This window comes from Clostridium saccharoperbutylacetonicum N1-4(HMT) (genome assembly GCF_000340885.1).
GTDB classification, from domain to species: domain Bacteria; phylum Bacillota; class Clostridia; order Clostridiales; family Clostridiaceae; genus Clostridium; species Clostridium saccharoperbutylacetonicum.
Genome location: NC_020291.1, coordinates 5,303,889 through 5,321,501, shown reverse-complemented (window position 1 = coordinate 5,321,501; position 17,613 = coordinate 5,303,889). Strand labels below are relative to the sequence as shown.

The 17,613-nt window shown below is 31.5% G+C and carries 11 protein-coding genes; all 11 read left to right on the top strand.

Going from position 1 to position 17,613, the window contains the following annotated elements:
* The 11 genes from CSPA_RS23510 (at position 1) to CSPA_RS23460 (ending at position 17,604) form a co-directional block, all read left to right on the top strand.
* Positions 1–1,968, top strand: coding sequence for a hypothetical protein (locus tag CSPA_RS23510; RefSeq protein ID WP_015394899.1), 1,968 nt, complete (start codon positions 1–3; stop codon positions 1,966–1,968).
* 193 nt (positions 1,969–2,161) lie between these two features.
* Positions 2,162–3,226, top strand: a complete 1,065-nt coding sequence (uxuA, locus tag CSPA_RS23505; RefSeq protein WP_026106330.1) for a mannonate dehydratase — start codon at positions 2,162–2,164, stop codon at positions 3,224–3,226.
* Between the two features lie 128 nt (positions 3,227–3,354).
* Positions 3,355–5,457 carry an alpha-glucuronidase family glycosyl hydrolase gene (locus CSPA_RS23500; RefSeq protein ID WP_015394897.1) on the top strand — a complete coding sequence of 701 codons (2,103 nt, stop codon included), beginning with the start codon at positions 3,355–3,357 and terminating at the stop codon, positions 5,455–5,457.
* A 765-nt stretch (positions 5,458–6,222) separates the two neighbouring features.
* Complete coding sequence (locus tag CSPA_RS23495) at positions 6,223–7,047, top strand: transketolase (protein ID WP_015394896.1); 825 nt, start codon at positions 6,223–6,225, stop codon at positions 7,045–7,047.
* Positions 7,047–7,979, top strand: coding sequence for a transketolase family protein (locus CSPA_RS23490; RefSeq protein ID WP_015394895.1), 933 nt, complete (start codon positions 7,047–7,049; stop codon positions 7,977–7,979). Before CSPA_RS23495 ends, CSPA_RS23490 begins: the two co-directional genes overlap by 1 nt.
* Positions 7,980–8,028: 49 nt before the next feature.
* Positions 8,029–9,510 carry an FGGY-family carbohydrate kinase gene (locus CSPA_RS23485; RefSeq protein ID WP_015394894.1) on the top strand — a complete coding sequence of 494 codons (1,482 nt, stop codon included), beginning with the start codon at positions 8,029–8,031 and terminating at the stop codon, positions 9,508–9,510.
* A gap of 149 nt (positions 9,511–9,659) precedes the next feature.
* Positions 9,660–11,084: an L-fucose/L-arabinose isomerase family protein gene (locus tag CSPA_RS23480; protein ID WP_015394893.1), complete on the top strand. Its 1,425-nt coding sequence runs from the start codon at positions 9,660–9,662 to the stop codon at positions 11,082–11,084.
* Between the two features lie 280 nt (positions 11,085–11,364).
* Positions 11,365–12,660: a glycoside hydrolase family 140 protein gene (locus CSPA_RS23475; protein ID WP_015394892.1), complete on the top strand. Its 1,296-nt coding sequence runs from the start codon at positions 11,365–11,367 to the stop codon at positions 12,658–12,660.
* Positions 12,661–12,919: 259 nt separating this feature from the next.
* Positions 12,920–13,984, top strand: a complete 1,065-nt coding sequence (locus CSPA_RS23470; RefSeq protein WP_242838572.1) for a substrate-binding domain-containing protein — start codon at positions 12,920–12,922, stop codon at positions 13,982–13,984.
* A gap of 534 nt (positions 13,985–14,518) precedes the next feature.
* Entirely contained in the window at positions 14,519–15,994 is a 1,476-nt protein-coding gene (locus CSPA_RS23465) for an alpha/beta hydrolase domain-containing protein (protein WP_015394890.1), read from the top strand.
* Positions 15,994–17,604 carry a glycoside hydrolase family 140 protein gene (locus CSPA_RS23460; RefSeq protein ID WP_015394889.1) on the top strand — a complete coding sequence of 537 codons (1,611 nt, stop codon included), beginning with the start codon at positions 15,994–15,996 and terminating at the stop codon, positions 17,602–17,604. The genes CSPA_RS23465 and CSPA_RS23460 overlap by 1 nt, the downstream gene beginning before the upstream one ends.
* Positions 17,605–17,613: the final 9 nt, after the last annotated feature.

Below are 17,613 nucleotides of genomic sequence, written 5' to 3'. Positions count from 1 at the left end.
ATGGAATTTATTATGACAGCAAGAAATAAAGAACAAGAGAACATAGATTATCTTCCATTGAAGGAGCATGGATTAAAAGCATCTATAGATGTAGTAGGCGGAAATGGAAGTATAAAGAATCCATTTCAAGTAAAAGTAGTCATTAACAATGAAAATAAAATAAATTGGTCAGGAGTTATTCATTTAGAGTTAAAATTTAATAAAGTAAGTCCGCGCTATTTTATGCCTGCATTTATGTACGGAAGGAATCGTGGTGAGTGTCCACAGAATGTTCCTAATGAATTTCCAAGATTTAGGGAGGAGATAAAGCGTCCATCATCTCCTTCATGGATGGTAAGAAGTGATAGACTATCTCATCCAGTAGCTTTGGTGTATGATAGCAATAAAATATACGGATTTTGTGCAAGTCCATATTTTATTAATAAAAATGGGATGAAACAGCAATGGAAACCAGAAGTAGACAGTGAATTTTATCAATATGCAGGATATACTTGCTCATTAGAGAAAGGGACTATAGGCTATACGTTAGGGTATGAAAATGCACCATGGTTATTTATAAAATCACATGATGTTAGAGAGAGAACTTCTTTAAGCGAAAATTGCTTCGAATTGGAACCAGGAGAAATTATTGAAGTAGCAATGGAGGTATATGAGTTTGATGCAAAAAGTGAGCTGGATATAAATCCTGTAATTGAAGAAGTTTATTATAGATATCATCAAAAGCCAAGAAAGGCAAGTGATATAAAGACAACAGTTGAAGATTTATCACTGGCAGTTTACCAAGATGCATGGCTTCCTGAAGATAGTAGTTATTCAGGACAAGTTTTTGAGAATGAAAATAGTGGAGATTATAGGTATAACAAAATCATATCTATAACTTGGACCAATGGATTATCAGTTGCAACCCCTATATTGATGGCGGCACTAAGGCTTGAGAATGAGTCTATGCGTGAACAAGCACTAGCTTGTATAACAAACATTGTGAATAATTCATTGAATTCTGTCACCGGATTGCCTTTTGGAGCTTATGACAATGGAAAATGGAGCAATTATGGCTGGTGGTTTGATGGAATGCATACACCAGGACACAGTTCCTACTTGATAGGGCAGGCGCTTTTTTATATTTTAAAGGCTTATGACTATGAAATTAAAATTAAGAACTGCCATCATGAGGAGTGGCTGGCCTTTGTAAATTCTATTCTTATGAAAATTGAGAAGACTAAAAATACAGATAATGAATATCCTTTCATATTATCAGAAAAAACTGGTGCAGGAATTGAATATGATTCCTTTAGTGGTACATGGTGTATGGCAGCTTTAGCATATTATTGCTATCTTACAGGTGATAAATCACACTTAGATAGTTTGATGAAAAGCGAAAGGCATTATTATGAAACCTATATTAAGCATATGGAATGTTATGGAGGGCCTCTTGATACAGATAAAGCTACTGATTCTGAGGGGATCTTAGCTTATATAAAAGCTATCAGATTTATACATGCATTAACAGGTGAAAAAATTTATTTGCAACATATGAAAGATGCAATGGATTATGAATTTTCTTTTAAGTTCTGCTATAATTCTCCAATTAAAGTTCCGCCACTTAGTAAAAATAGGTGGTCAAGCTGTGGAGGGAGTGTAACGTCTATTGCTAATCCACATATTCATCCAATGTCAAGTAATATTGTGGATGAATTATTGTACCTAGTGAAAAATACTGAAGACAAATATGTGAAAGCTCGTATGTTGGATACTATTGGCTGGGGATGTCAAACCTATAACACCTATGATAAAGAATTTGATTATGGAAAAAAAGGTTGGATGTCTGAGAGGTTCTGTCATTCTCAAGGGCTGCTATCAGAAAGATATAGTGACGGTTCTCTCGCTAGTACATGGTTTTGTTTGATGCCATGGGCGAGTGGATCTATTATAGAAGGCTTAGCTGGAGACTTTTGGGAAGTAAATTAAAAAGTCAAAATGGACTAAGTAAAAAATATTTATTTTAATTATCAATTTATGAAATTTTTACCTAATTTCGTAAATTGAGATGTATAATTCTAATTAGAACTTTTATAATCAAATTATAAATTGAGAAGGTAAAATAAGGGTGAATTAAATGCGTTTATTGCATTTATGGCTTAAGAAAGGAAAGAAAATAATTATGGAAATGACACTAAGATGGTTTGGAAAAGAAGCAGATTCAGTAACATTAGAACAAATTAGACAAATTCCAGGAGTAACAGGAGTAGTTACTACCTTATATGACACAATGCCTGGAGAAGTGTGGCCATTAGAGAGAATTAAAGAGATGAAGGCAGAAGTTGAAGCGGCAGGCTTAAGAGTTGCAGGAATAGAAAGCGTTAATATACATGATTCGATTAAGGTTGGTGCACCTGATAGAGATAAATATATTGCTAATTATATTACTACTTTAGAAAGACTTGGGCAAGAAGGGATAGATGTTGTTTGTTATAATTTCATGCCTGTATTTGATTGGACAAGATCTGATCTTGCTAAAGTAAGACCTGATGGTTCAACAGTGTTATCTTACGATCAAGAACTTGTAGATAAAATCAATCCTGAAAACTTATTATCTTCTATGGATTCAAAAGCCAATGGATTTATGCTTCCAGGTTGGGAGCCAGAACGTATGGCTAAAATTAAAGAATTATTTGAACTTTATAAAGATGTAGATAATGAAAAATTATTTAACAACTTAAAGTACTTCTTAGAAGCAATAATGCCAACCTGTGAAAAATATAATATAAAAATGGCAATACATCCAGATGATCCATCTTGGCCAGTATTTGGACTTCCAAGAATTATGACTTGTAAGGAAAATTTATTAAGATTAGTAACTATGGTGGACAGTCCTTGTAATGGAGTTACCTTGTGTACAGGGTCATTAGGTTCTAATATGAATAACGATATTCCAGATATCATAAGAGCATTAAAGGGAAAAATTCATTTTGCCCATGTTAGAAACATTAAGCATATTGCTCCAGGAAAATTTGATGAAGCTGCACATTTATCTTCTGATGGATCTTTAGATATGTATGAAATTATGAAAGCCTTATATGAAATCGGATTTAAAGGAATTGTAAGACCAGATCATGGACGTATGATTTGGGGAGAAGTAGCTATGCCTGGATATGGACTTTATGATAGAGCCCTTGGAGTGGCATACTTAAATGGAATTTTGGAAAGTCTTAGAAAACAGTTATAAGTAGGAGTTAAGAGTTAGTCACATATAAAAAGAGCAGCTATGCTGCAATACGGAACAATTATGAAATACGGAGCAATTATGCAATACAGATTAATTAGCAGTGTAGTAAAAAAGTGGAGGTAATTAAGATGATAGACAAAGAGAGTAAATTATATTCTTGTTGGTTAAATCATGATGGAATAAAAAATAGTAAGTATAAAGAATACCTTGAAGAGATTTATGTTTCTTGCAAAAGTGAAATCATAGATTCAGCATTATCAGAACTAAAGAGAGCACTTAAAGGAAGTGATAATGATGAAAAAACTCAAGTAATTCATGAAAATGAAAAAGATGTTACTGGTTTTAAGTATATAAGTTTAGTTAAAAAAGAAGACAATAGCTTAGTTAATGATGGGTATAAAATAAAATATACTGTAACTGATGAAAAAACTGAATGTATAAGTGTTTCTGCTAGGAACGATACTGGTATCCTTTATGGAGTATTTGCATTATTGCGTTTATTTGAACAAAATAAGCAGCTTAAAGGCATGGAAATCATAGATAATCCAAAGAAAGATCTCAGATTAATAAACCATTGGGACAACCTTGACGGAACTATAGAACGTGGATTTGCAGGTACATCTATACTTTTTGAAAGCAACCGCAATAAAGAGATTATGAAAGAAGTTATGAAGGAAATAGGAGGCATAACAGCAACTAGTAGAGCTTTAAGAAAAGCATTTAATGATGACTATCAAGTAGCAACAGATTTAGATAGGATTAATGATTATGCTAGAATGCTTTCTTCAGTTGGAATCAACGGAGCAATCATAAATAATACTAATGTTCATGAAGCTGAAACATATTTAATAGATAAGAAAATAAATATTGTAAAAACTATCAGTGACATATTTAATAAATGGGGAATTAAAACTTATTTAAGTATTAATTTTGCAGCACCAATTACCTTGAAGGATTTAGAGACTGCTGATCCTTTAGATGAAGAGGTGAAAGAATGGTGGAAGAAAAAAGTTCAATATGTATATAGTGTAATTCCAAACTTAGGTGGGTTTATGGTAAAGGCTGATTCAGAGGGAAGACCGGGACCATTTACTTATGGACGTAATCATGCAGATGGAGCCAATATGCTTGGAGAAGCACTGGCACTATATGGAGGAATATTAATATGGAGATGCTTTGTATATAACTGCAGACAAGATTGGAGAGATCATTCAATAGATAGAGCTAAGGCAGCATATGATTGTTTTGAGCCATTAGATGGAGAATTTTTAGATAATGTATATCTTCAAATTAAAAATGGTCCATTAGATTTCCAAGTTAGAGAACCAATATCACCGTTATTTGGAGCTATGGATAAAACTAATAAATTATTGGAACTTCAAATAACTCAAGAATACACAGGACAGCAGAAACACGTTTGCTATTTAATCCCTTTGTGGAAAGAAGCATTAAATATTATAACTTATGCAAATGGGGATAGTGAAAGTAACATAGCTAAAAGAGTCGGTGGTATAAATGCAATAGTTAATGTAGGTAGCGATGAAACTTGGACAGGTCATTTCTTAGCTCAAGCAAATCTTTATGGATATGGAAGACTTGCTTGGAATAGTGAGCTTACAAGTGAAGAAATCTCAGAAGAATGGATTAACATTACTTTTGGAGATAACGAATTAGTAATGAAAAATGTAAGGAAAATATTATTGAATTCTTGGAGAGCTTATGAAAATTATACAGCACCACTTGGAATAGGCTGGATGGTATCACCAGGACATCACTATGGACCAGATGTAGATGGATATGAATTTTCTCCATGGGGAACTTATCATAGAGCAGACTGCAAAGGAATTGGAATTGACCGTACTCTAGAAAGTGGTACAGGCTATGCGGGTCAATATAATGAACCACTTAGAAGTAAGTATAATAATTTAGAAACTTGTCCAGATGATTTGCTATTATTTTTCCACCATGTTCCTTATACACATGTATTGAAATCAGGAAAAACTGTTATCCAACATATTTATGACACACATTTTGAAGGTTACAAAGTTGTAGAAGAATTTATAAGCAAGTGGAAAGAGCTAGCGAATATAATAGATAAGACTTTATATGAGCAAGTTCTTGAACGACTTAATATACAATTGGATAGTGCTAGAGATTGGAGAGACCAAGTTAATACTTATTTTTATAGAATGTCTGGAATAGAAGACGAAAAGGGTAGAACAATATACTAGCATGAAAGTTAATAAATTTTAATAGTTAATATTTGAGGATAAATAATGTAGATATCTAAAGCGAGAATTAGACTTATGCAACAATTACGGAAATCAGATACATTTATCTTCCACAGGACTAGTGAAATTTTCGCTGGAAGGTTCTAAATGGCGGCTTATCGTCATTTCAGCGTGTTCCAAATGTAAAATTTGGACAAGCTGAAAATGAAACAAGCCACCATTAAGAACAATCATCAGCTAAATTTCACATGCCTGCTTCCAGAAAAATGTATCTGATTTCTACTATAGTGTTACGATTATAATTTCTCAGTGATGAATGTATATTCTATTTATAAGTTTGGTTTTTAAATTGGATATCTATATAAGTTGATTCTATCATTAGGCCTGCGAAAATCTAGAAATTGGATTTTCGTAGGTTTTTCTATTTATTAGAGAGAAACTGATTTTCATCCATGAAGGAATTATTAATTAGATTCATATTTTGTATTTAGATTAATTAACTAAATTTTTTTAGTTAATTTTTAAATTTTATTTATTGATGAAAATAAGAGTTATTTAAAAATGCTTGCTTATAGAGTTTGTATTAAAAAGATATTTAGACAAATAAAGTGATTTTCGGTCTTTAAATAAAAGATAAATAAATATTTAGTTAATTTAATAAAAATATTTACTAAAATAATTAGTGATGGTATAATTAAAATTACAAAATAAAACTAAATTAGTAAGTTGAAAATTTATATAAACTAAATATTTAGGAGGAGAGTTATGGAAAGAGAAGTGATAGACTTAGAACTAAAAGCAAGACAAATAAGAAAAGGTGTTCTTGATATGGTTTATTCATCTAAAGCAGGTCATGTTGGAGGATCTATGTCTAGTATTGATATTTTAACAACACTTTATTATAAAGTACTAAATATTAACCCTAAAAATTTTAGTGATCCTGACAGGGATAGATTTATATTAAGTAAAGGGCATGTTGCAGAATCTCTTTATTATATTTTGGGGGATAAAGGATTCTTTGATAAAGAAAAATTGAAAACTTACAGTCAATATGGTTCTACATTAATTGGCCATCCTAATAATAAAAATAATGGTGTTGAAGTAAACACAGGATCTTTGGGACATGGATTATCAATAGCTGTAGGAATGGCATTGGCAGGTAAACGTGATCATAAGAATTATAGAGTTTTTACACTTATGGGAGATGGAGAACAAGCTGAAGGTTCTGTTTGGGAAGGGGCTATGGCAGCTGCTAATTACAAATTAGACAATTTAGTAGGAATAGTTGATCGAAATGGCCTTCAAATATCAGGAACGACTGAAGAAGTAATGGCCTTAAAAGATTTAAGTAGTAAATGGACAAGTTTTGGCTGGAAAGTAGTAGAGGTAGATGGAAACAACATCGAAGAATTATTAAAAGTATTCTATAAGATTCCTGCTAAAGAAGGAAAACCAACAATGGTTATTGCAAAAACAATTAAAGGTAAAGGAATTTCTTATATGGAAGACAATGTAAAATGGCATCATGGAGTTCCAACAGAAGAGGAATATAATCAAGCTGTCAAAGAATTAGAAGGAGGAACTATATAATGAATAAAATTTCTAATCGTCAGGTAATATGTGATACATTAATGGAACTTGCAAAAGAAGATAAAGATATTATGGTTTTAACTTGTGATTCTAGAGGATCAGCATCAATGGGAGCCTTTGCCGCTGAATTTCCAGAACAATTTGTTGAAGTGGGAATTGCAGAACAAGATTCAGTAGGAATTGCAGCAGGACTTGCAACTTGTGGTAAAAAGCCTTATGTTGCTTCGCCAGCTTGTTTTTTATCTATGAGAGGTGTTGAACAAATAAAAGTTGATGTTGCATATTCAAAAACTAATGTTAAGTTAATCGGAATTAGTGGTGGTGTAAGCTATGGCGCACTAGGGATGACACATCATTCACTTCAAGATATTGCTGTTATTAGAGCTATTCCAGATATTGCAGTATTGCTTCCAGCAGATAGATTTGAAACAAAAAAGATGATTGAAGCCTTTCAAAAATATAATAAGCCTGCATACATTCGAATTGGAAGAAATCCAGTAGAAGATGTTTATGAAAATGAAAACTTTGAATTTGAAATCGGAAAATCAAATATGCTTCATGAAGGCAATGACATTACAATAATTGCTGCAGGAGAAACAGTCAAAGTCGCATTAGATGCAAGTAAAGAATTATACGCTAAAGGCATAGGCTGCAGAGTTCTTAGCATGCACACTATAAAACCTTTAGATAATGAAGCAATCATAAAAGCAGCTAAAGAAACAAAAGGAATTATTACAATAGAGGAACACAGTATTTACGGTGGTCTTGGGGCAGCAGTATCTGAAGTTGTTTGTCAAATGGCTCCTACAAAAATGAAAATACTTGGAATAGCAGATGAAGCACCTATAACAGGAAATACTAAAGAAGTATTTAATTACTATGGATTAACAGCAGAAAATTTAGTTAAGGTAGCAGAAGAACTTCTAAATTAAGTAGATTTAATTCATAAGAAATAGGGAATGTAACAATGGAGTGATGTAAATGGCAAAATATATTATAGGAATAGACCAAAGTACTCAAGGAACAAAGGCACTTTTGTTTAATGAAGAAGGAACTCTTGTACAAAGAACAGATTTACCACATGAACAAATTGTTAATGACAAAGGCTGGGTATCTCATAATCCCATGGAAATATATCATAATACAATTGAAGTGGTTAAGAATTTGATCAAAAAGGCCAAAGTTAATAGAAATGAGATTGTAGGTGTAGGAATAAGTAATCAAAGGGAAACTACAATTGTATGGGATAAAGAAACAGGAAGATCAATTGATAATGCTATTGTATGGCAATGTTCTAGAGCAACGGAGATATGTGAACGTTTAGAAAAAATAGAGAAAGCAGAACTTGTTCGTCAAAAGACGGGCATGAATTTATCACCTTATTTTCCAGCAGCAAAGATATGGTGGTTACTTGAACATGTTGAAGGAGCAAAATTAAAGGCTGAAGCTGATAAGTTGTATTTTGGTACAATGGATAGTTGGTTAATTTATAAGCTTACAAAAGGAGCTGTTTATAAAACAGATTATTCAAATGCCTCTAGAACTCAGCTGTTCAATATAATGGAACTGAAATGGGACGAAGAAGTATGTGAATTATTTGGAATAAACCCAAATAATCTAGCAGAAGTATGTGACTCTAATTCAAACTTTGGAGAAACAGATTTTGAAGGATTTTTAGATAAGGCAATACCGATTCATAGTGTATTAGGTGATTCGCATGGAGCACTTTTTGGACAAGGATGTTTAGAACCAGGAAGGATTAAAACTACATATGGGACAGGCTCTTCAATTATGATGAATATTGGTGAAAAACCAGTTTTAAGTACTCATGGGGTAGTAACATCACTAGCATGGGGGATGAATGGAAAAGTTAATTATGTGTTAGAAGGAAATATAAACTATACAGGTGCAGTTATTACATGGCTTAAGGATGATCTGAAATTAATTGCGTCACCAACGGAAACTGAACAAGTTGCATTTGAAGCGAATTCAGATGATCAGTTATATTTAATACCTGCATTTACAGGGCTTGGAGCACCTTATTGGGATAGTAAAGCAACGGGAACAATTTTAGGAATTACTAGAACCACAGGCAGAGCTGAAATAGTGAGGGCTGGATTAGAATCCATAGCGTATCAAATCACAGATGTAGTAAAAGCCATGAGTAAAGATTCTGGTATTGTGATTGAAGAACTTTGTGTAGATGGAGGCCCAACTGGAAATAAATATTTGATGCAGTTTCAAAGTGATATACTCCAAATGGCGGTTCAGGTTCCAGATTCAGAAGAATTATCAGGAATTGGAGTAGCATATGCAGCAGGTATGGCGCTTGGAGTGTATGATAAAACAATTTTTAATAAGATAAAGAAAATTAAATTTGAATCTAAAATGGACACTAATCTTAGAAAAAAAAAATATCAGGGTTGGCTTGCGGCTGTACAGAATATTTTAGTTAAAAAGTAGAAGGTGCTTGCTGCTCAAATGTAAATTTCAGATATATTTCATTACTTATTTAGATTGAATAGCGAATATGAAAAAATAAAAAAAGATGTTTATAGAATATTAAAGTTAGTAAAAACGTTTAGATTAAAAAATATATTGGAGGAATCAAAATGAAAGAATTTAAAATTAAATTAGGAGTTGCTGCAACTCGTAGATCAATATTTAGTAAGGAAGATGCTATAAGATATAAAGATTTAACTTGTGAAAGATTAAAGGAATTAGAAGTGGATTTTGTAAATATAGATGATATAAATGAAGAAGGCTTGTTGTTTGCAGAAGCACATTTAGAAGCAGTAATAGAAAAATTCAAAAAAGAAAAGGTTGATGCTTTATTCTTTCCACATTGTAATTTTGGGACAGAGGATTTAGTTGCTAAAGTAGCTGCAAAGATGCAATTACCAGTATTATTATGGGGACCTCGTGATGACGCACCTTTAACAGATGGAACAAGACTTAGAGACAGCCAATGTGGATTATTTGCAACTGGTAAAATATTAAGACGTTTTAAAGTACCATTTACTTATATTCCAAATTCATCATTAGAGGATGAAGCTTTTGAAAGAGGAATTAGAAATTTCATAGCGGCTACTAATGTGGTTAAAGAACTTGGTAGTTTAAGAATACTTCAAATTTCCACACGTCCATCATCTTTCTGGACAATGATGTGTAATGAAGGTGAATTGTTAGAAAAGTTTGGAATTCAAATTTATCCGATTTCAATGACAGAATTTGTAGCAAAAGTAAAAAAGGTTAAAGCAGAAGAAACTGAGAAAGTACAAGATACTATTAAATATATGAAAGAAGTATTAGACATTACTGTTTCAGAAGAAATAGTCGAAAATGTTGCAGCATTAAAAGTTGCATATACTGAATTAACAGGCGAATATGGATGTAGTGCAGTTGCTATCCAGTGTTGGACAGCTCTTCAGGATGAATTGAAAATTATGCCATGTATGGCTAATGCCTTGATGACTGATGAAGGAATTCCAGTTGTATGTGAAACCGATATTCATGGAGCAATAACTTCGGTAATAGCTCAAGCGGCAACTATGGGACAAGCTTCACCATTCTTTGCAGATTGGACTGTAGTACATCCAACTAATAAAAATGGAGAGCTTCTTCAACACTGTGGATGTTTTCCAATATCTTTAACTAAGAAGAATCAAAAAGCAAAAATTGCAACACCATTTGCTTTGGAAAGTGGATGTAGTGGAGCTTCTTATGCTGAAATAGAAGGTGGAGATATATCATTATTAAGATTTGATGGAGATAATGGAGAATATTCAATGTTATTAGGAAAAGCTAAAGGCATTGAAGGACCATATATTCAAGGAGCCTATTTATGGGTAGAAGTAGAAAATCTATCAAGACTTGAAGATAAGCTTGTAACTGGTCCATACGTTCATCATTGTACAGGAATTCATAAGGATGTATTACCAGTTATATATGAAGCTTGCAAGTATATACCTAATTTAAAACCTGACTTTTATGATGATGTTGAAGAAGAAGTAAAAGCTTGGATTCGTGGAGAGTAAAATATTAAATTTATAGGTTAGTTAAGAGTTGAGAATTATAAGTTAAGGGTTAAGGAAGAAAAGCCGCAGGCTTTTTAGGTAAGTTCCGTATTGCAGGAAAGATCCTTATTATGGAATAGCTACTCTTTATAGGGGTGCATAGCTTCTCCTTTTAGAAGTGTATATTTCAGAAATGATAGATTAGGTATAATATTAATATGGCTTAATTTATAATTTTCACCATGTTGCTTTTAGTAAAAAGAATTAATAGTTATTTATAAAAATGTTTGAGGTGAGATAAATGTCACAAATTATAGTTGAAAAGAATAGTCGTATATTTAAAAAAGATAACAAACAATTTTTTTATTTAGCAGATACCTGTTGGAGTGCATTTACTAATATTACATTAGAAGAATGGGAATATTATTTAAATTTAAGAAAAACTCAAGGCTTCAACGTGATTCAAATAAATATACTTCCTCAATGGGATGCGAGTGGAACAGAGCTTAACTATTATCCGTTACCATGTGATGATAGTTTCCCTAAAATTTTTAAATTTACTGAATTCAATCAAGAGTATTTTGACCGTGCTAGACATATGTGTGAAATGGCTAAGGAAAAAGGATTTGAATTAGCACTTGTAGTACTATGGTGTAATTATGTTCCTAATACTTGGGCTAGCAAGATGTTTAGCAAGATGTCCAGTAATAATATTATGCCCTATGAATTTATAGATAAATATATTGAAAAAGTAAATGAAACTTTTTCGGATTTAAATCCAATTTATGTAATTAGTGGAGACACAGATTTTGATGGTGAAGATACTAAAGAGTATTATTTAAAAGCAGCTAATAAATTGAGAAAATTAGCACCTGACTTATTGCAGACTTTACATATAAGGGGAAGGCTGGAGGTTATTCCGGAAGAATTCATTGAACTTATTGATTTTTATATGTATCAATCAGGACACAATGCTGAAAATCCAGCTATGCCTTACTTGCTTGCTAAAAACTTTTATGAAAAATATCCAGCTAAACCTATAATAAATTCAGAACCATGTTACGAGCAAATGGGTTATAGTAGAAATATGTATGGTAGGTTTTATCAATTTGATGTTAGAAGAGCAGCTTGGATGAGTTTACTTTCAGGAGCTTGTGCAGGAGTAACCTATGGAGCACACGGTATTTATAGTTGGCATAAGATAGGAAAAAGATTTGGTTTAGGAATAGGAGAAGGCTTTGATAGTCCTAATCCTTGGAATGATGCTGTTAAATATCCAGGTGCATGGGATTATGGATATATAAAATATATGTTAGATTTATATGGAATTCATGAATTAATTCCTATAGATAAAATCATGAATTCAACTGATGATATTAGAATGGCATCAACTAGAGGTGAAGATAAAATATTAATTTATGTACCTGCAAATACAAATGTTAGAATAGACAAGAATTTATCGTCATATGATATTAAAATTATTGATATGGTAAGTAAAAATGTATTTATTCCAAGTGTTGAAGTTAAAGATGAAAAAACAACAATTTATATGCATAGTTTTGAAAAAGATGTTGTTATTGTTATGAGAAAAAAATAAGCCGAAAAGTTTTTGGCTAAAAGTATTTAATGAGAACTTGTTTGAAATTAGCTTGTCTAACATATAGTAGGGAAAGTTAATTTTGATTAAAGTTCTCATTAGTGCGCTTTAGAGAATTTTTGTGATAATTAGAAATAAAAGTGTGTGTGATTCATACTGACTATATAATTTGTAGTATATTATATAAATGATTAAATAAATATTTAGTTATAAATATTTTATTTTTAGTAATAATGGTTTATACTATATTTAAGTAAGTATGAAAATAATATTAGTTAAAGAAATAGGTAGGAGAGTAATAATGAAAACTATAATGCAGGATATAGCTAAATTAGCTGGTGTTTCTCCAGGAACAGTATCAAATGCACTTAATGATAGAAAAGGTGTTGGGAAAGAAACTAAATCTAAAATTATTAAAATTGCAGAAGAATTAGGATATTTCCGCAATCATAAAAAGAATGAAGAAAAAGTAGTGAAATTACTTCTTTTTAAAAAGCACGGATATGTAGTATCTGATACACAATTTTTCTCGGCACTAATAGATGCGTGTGAGAAGGAATGCAGGGAAAGTGGATATGAATTATTAATATCTCAGGTTATTCATGGAGAACATGATAAAGAAAATGTCTTGAAAATTATAAATCAAGGTAAAATAGATGGAATATTGCTTTTAGCAACAGAAATGAATGATGCTGATTTCTCTTATTTTGAAGGTTTGGATACTCCAATTGTTGTGCTAGATAGTTATTTTGAACTTAAGAGTCAGGATTATATTGTGATTAATAATATTAGTGGAGCCTATAGAGCAACTAAATATTTTATTGATAATGGGCATAAAAGAATAGGTATGTTAGGAAGTTCAATAAATATCAGTAATTTTGAATATCGCCATAAAGGCTTTAAAAAAGCTATTGAAGAAGCTGGTTTAGAATTTAGAGAAGAAGATGATATATTGCTTGAACCTACTTTGGATGGTTCTTATAAAGATATGAAGGAATATTTAGAAAAAAATAAAGGAAAAGAGCTGCCAACGGCTTTATTTGCATTTAATGATATTATTGCACTTGGCGCTATGAGGGCTATGCAGGAGAAAGGTATTAGTATACCAAAAGATATATCTATTATTGGATTTGATGATATACCATTTTCTTCATTAAGCAACCCTAATATGACAACAGTTAAGGTTTATACGGAAGAAATGGGAAGTATAGCAGTGAGAAGGCTTATAGATAAAATAAACGATGAAGGAGAAAATGTTCCGTTGAAAATAGAAATTGATACAAAGCTTATAGAAAGAAGTAGTGTAGCTAAACTAATTAAATAATTATTGTGAATTTTAAATTTATATGAAGATGATTAAGATAAAAGTTATTTAATCATCTTCTTTTTTTTATCAAAAAATAACTAAAAATTTATAAAAATATAACAAAAAATTTATTTAAAATATTGAAATATTTATGAAAACGATATATAATAAATACATACTTAATTAAGAGTTATTTAAACATTAATAAAAAATATTTGATGAAATTCAGGAATTTCAAATTTTTAAGAGGTACTTGTAGTTAATAAAATAGAGGCATTTGGAAGTTTTTGATGTAATATAATGATTGTATATCTTGGAGTTTGTAGTAGATAAATTGCTAAAAAAAGATATAAATTATTAGAGATAAGTGAAAAATAAACAAGCATTTTTAAGTGAAAAATAGAAATGATAATTCTAGTTGGTTTTATAATTTTAAGTAAATATTTATAAGATATTTAATAAGTAATGGTTGTAAGTAATATTGTTATTAATTAAAATCCACCAGGAAAAGGATTACAGTGATTGTGCCTTAGAAGGAACAGGAGGAAAGCTATGATAAATAAAATTAAACAGCTATCAATAACAGATACCAATTATCCATTTGCTACTGCTGAAAAGTATTGCGAGCTATCTCAAAAAGGATATGAAGAGACAGAATATTTTATGTATGGTACAGCTAATGTGTATCGTTCTATTGATAAAAATGAAAAAGTAGAAGTAGCAACAGAAGATGCTCCGTATATTAATAGATTTGTCGTTCGTGGTCCAAAGAATCCAGAGGCTTGCAGTGGAAATGTTGTAATAGAAATAATTAATCCAACATCATTTATGGAAATAGATCGTATGTGGATCTTAGGTCATAAGGAATTTATACGAAATGGAGATATTTATATCGGTATAACTAGTAAGCCAAATACTATAAAGAAAATGTTGGAATTTAATGAAGAGAGATATGAAAGCTTATCCTGGAAAAATCCAACGCCTGAAATTCCATTTTCTTTTGAAATAGAAGAAGCCTTAAAAAGAAAAAACATATTGCCAGATATTGATCTTACATATGAGACAGGATTATTTTGGGACATGTTAACAGATTTAGCATGGTTAATACGTTCAGATGAAGAAAAAAACCCATTGCTTAAGTATCCGAGAAAACACCTTTATTTAACAGGATGGTCCCAATCAGCATGTTATCTTTTTAGATATGTAAATAGTTTTGCATATCGTCCAGAAGTTTCTAAGGGGAGTGCAGTATTTGATGGCTATTTAACAGGTGGTGGTGTACGTAATCTAATTATACCAGTAAATCAATATGAATTACTTAAAGAGTATGATTATAAATTATCAAGAATAGAAAAAGTCAGTGAACCTTTTATAGCAGTACAAACAGAAAGTGAAAATGGTAGATTTGAAAGCTGGCGTACAATGAGGCAGGATAGCGATAGTCCAGATTTTAAATATAGATTATATGAAGTTACTGGAGCTAGTCATGATACCATGTATAGTTATGTTAATTATTATCAAAATGATCCTGATTTAAAAAGAATAAATCATCTTCCTAAATATATAGGAAAACATGAAGAAGGTAATGATTATCCATCCCAGATTTTTTTTGCTGCAGCCTTTCGAAACTTGTTTCATTGGGTTAGAACTGGAGTTGCTCCCAATCATTGTAAACGTATTAAGGTTGATGCAGACGGAGAAAACTGCAAGGATGCTTTTGGAAATGCATTAGGGGGTTTAAGATCTTGCTTGCTTAATTATCCAACAGGACGTTATAACAGTACAAGTAATATAGAGGTTGGAATGAGTTTTGTAGATCTAGATTCAGATAAAGATGGTTTGTTTGGATATCAAGAAGCATTTTCTTCAGGAATGCTTAAAGAATTATATGGTGATATTGAGAATTATAGAAAATTAATCACATTAGATACTGAAGAACAAATATCAAAAGGCTTTATTTGTAAAGAAGATGCAGAGGAATTAATAGAAATAGCAATAGGGTTAGCAAGAAAAAGGGGATTAAAATAATGAATTATGCAAATCAGAAAGTAGAAAAATGGCGTCAGATAATTTTAGCGTTTAGTAGTAATTGCAGTTATGAAAATCCTTTTATAGATGTAAGCATAATAGCTGTTTTTACATCCCCATCAGGGTTGAAGCTTAAAAGAGAGGCGTATTGGGATGGGGAGAATACCTATAAAATCTCTTTTGCACCTATAGAATTGGGCTTTTGGAATTATAAAATTATTGCAGATGAAGAATCTGGACTAAATAACCTAGCTGGTGAAATAGAATGCATTGAATATACTGGTGATTTAGAAATTTATCGACATGGATTTTTAAATGTTCATTCATCTGGAAGATATTTAATATATGCTGATGGGACTCCATTCTTTTGGTTAGGTGATACTCATTGGGAATTTGCTTATAAAGAACGTTGGGATGAGTCCAATCACGCGGAAATGGATAGCATGTTCAAAGGTATGGTTAAAAAGCGTGTAGATCAAGGCTATAATGTCTACCAAACTAATCTTAGAAGCGATTCCATTATGAAAGGTGATAAAAATTATTGGATTAAAAGTGAAAATGGGAAACTTCCTAATATTGAATTTTATCAGAATGAACTTGATAAGCGTATGCATTATATAGCGGATTTAGGGATTGTAAATGCATTAGGTTTAGCTTGGTTCATGTCAATAATCAATGATGTAGAAGGTCAAAAGAATTTAGCAAGATACATAGTAGCAAGATACGGTGCATTACCTATAGTTTGGACACTAGCAGGAGAAGTTGCTGGGTATAATGGTGGTGAAGAAAGAGAAATATTAATAAATGGTTGGAGGGAAGTTGCTTTATACATAGAAAAATTAGATTGTTATGGAACATTGCAGACTGCTCATTATACAAATGAGAGACCATTTGCAGATTATTATCAAGATGAAAGCTGGTTTGATTTTACTTTAAATCAGGCAGGACATGGAGATTTGCCAATAAGTCCTAATCATTATAGAGAATTTAATAAAAAATATTCTAAAAAGCCGTTTATAGAAGCAGAGTGTTTTTATGAGTTCTGCTCTACATTAGAGGAAAATGGAACTCGAATGTGTACAGCAGATATGCTGAGAAGAGTAGCATATATGTCAATACAGTTAGGTGGATGTGGTTATACTTATGGTGCACAGGGAATTTGGGACAATGTATGGGAAAAAGGTGAACCGAATCCTATGAATATTTTTAATCGCTTTGATATAACTTGGTATGAGGCTATTGATGGAATAGGAGCCAAACAGATGGGATATATGAAAGCTTTTTATGAAAAAACACGCTTCTGGGAATTTATGCCTTATGAAGATGCAGGCAATGTAAATGATAACAATCTTTTTGGTAAAAAAGTTCCTTTAGCATCTATTAATGAAAGTAAAGATAAAATGATTATTTATTATGGAGATACAGCAAGAAAGACTATGAAAATTCACGGATTAGTAAATGGTGAATATGCAGGAACGTGGTTTGATCCTCGAAGCGGAGAATATACAACAGCATTTGAAGCTTTGAATATAAAAGATGGGTCATTTGAATTTCCATTAAAAAAGGAACAGGGAGACTGGTTATTAGTAGTTGAAAAAACAATAATTTAATTAATATAT